Annotated in this window: 2 protein-coding genes; one reads left to right on the forward strand and one right to left on the reverse strand. The window is 50.4% G+C overall.

The window, feature by feature from the left end; genetic code table 11:
• On the forward strand, positions 1–365 hold a 365-nt coding region (locus FC65_RS10530; RefSeq protein ID WP_162257064.1), incomplete at its 5' end, for an MIP/aquaporin family protein.
• Between the two features lie 149 nt (positions 366–514).
• On the opposite strand, the gene FC65_RS10535 is transcribed toward FC65_RS10530, so the two are convergent.
• Positions 515–1689 (reverse strand): heavy metal translocating P-type ATPase (locus FC65_RS10535; RefSeq protein ID WP_156408632.1); only part of this gene is annotated, 1175 nt, incomplete at its 5' end.

The following is a 1689-nucleotide window of genomic DNA, read 5'->3' on the forward strand; positions in this document are numbered from 1 at the left end:
GGACGTTTGCCACTAGTGACGCCGCTCACAGTCAGCTGAACGGGTTCATTACCGAAATGGTCGGGACCGCCGTCCTAATTTTTGGGGCGATGGGACTGTATCGCGGGATGTTCTTCCATCAAAATATCGATATTGCCAACATCGGGGTCGGATTACTGATTGCGGCAATGGTCATCTCGCTAGGTGGGCCGACTGGGCCAGCTCTGAACCCTGCCCGGGATTTAGGGCCGCGGCTCGTTCACGCACTATTACCGATTCCCAATAAGGGGTCTTCACATTGGGAATACAGCTGGGTTCCGGTCGTGGCACCAATTGTTGGCGCCGTGATTGGGATTTGGCTTTACAAGATCTTTTTTAGTTTATAATTGCAATTAATCAACCGAGCGTACTTATGAAATTATTATGGCGTTATCATTTTAGTTATTGTTAGTCAAAAAATGGCACCCAGACTAGTTGGGGAAGACTAGTCTGGGTGCCATTTTTTATGGGCTGGGGGTGGATATCCGTAGCGTGGCTAGGCCGTTGCGCCTTGGATCGTTTTGGCAGGTTGTTGTTTGTCGAACTTGGTCTGGAAGTTAATCAGGCGCATCGCGTTGAAAATAACGACTAGGATGCTGGCTTCGTGGACGAACATCCCACTGGCCATGTAAATGTAACCGAAGACTAAGCCAATTAGGAGGAAGGCTACCGTCGCGATGGCGATGAAGATGTTTTCCCGCGTGTTGAGCACCGTCTTCTTAGCGAGACCATGGGCGTGGACCAGTGCTGGGAAGCTGGATTGCATCAGGACAACGTCGGAGGTGTCGATAGCGACATCGGTCCCGCTACCCATGGCAATACCGATATCCGCGTTAGCGATGGACGGACTGTCATTGATTCCATCACCAATAAAGGCGACTGTGTTCCCATCAGCTTTGAGCTTTTTAACGTATTCGACCTTTTCTTCTGGCAATAAGTTGGCGTGAACTTCGTCTAAGTTCAGTTCATCTGCGACTGCTTGGGCGGTTAACTGATTGTCACCAGTCAACATGACTAATTTCTTGATACCCTGAGCTTTGAGTGCGGCAAGTGAATCCTTGACGCCTGGGCGGATGGTATCGGCAATCCCAAAGATCAGTTGAACTTGGCCATCAACGGCCATGATGACTGTGGATTGACCACCGGCTTGTAAATCGTTCAGGTCTTTGAGTTGAGCTGGGTTAAGTTCGATTTGATACGCGGTTAACATCTTTTGGTTCCCAATGACGACGGTTTGGTCACCGACTTTAGCGCAGATGCCTTGGCCTTTGACGGTTTCAGTATCATCGAGGACGGGTGCGACACCAGCGGACTTTTGGGCTGCGTAGGTCACGATAGCTTGACCGAGTGGATGGTCAGAAACACCTTCGATGGCAGCGGCTAAAGCGAGTTGATTGTCGGCGTTAGTCGTGTAGGTGTGCATCGTGGTAACGGCAGTATTACCTTCCGTCAAAGTCCCCGTTTTATCGAAGACCAACGTATCGACTTTGGCAAAGGTATCGACGACTTCGCCACCCTTGATTAAGATGCCACGTTTGGCACCATTACCGATTCCGGCAACGTTTGAGACGGGTGCACCGATAACGAGGGCCCCTGGGCATCCTAGAACTAAGACGGTGATCGCTAATCGGAAGTCACGTGAGAAGGCGAAGACTAAGACTGCTAAAACGA

Source organism: Ligilactobacillus acidipiscis DSM 15836, from assembly GCF_001435755.1.
GTDB lineage: Bacteria > Bacillota > Bacilli > Lactobacillales > Lactobacillaceae > Ligilactobacillus > Ligilactobacillus acidipiscis.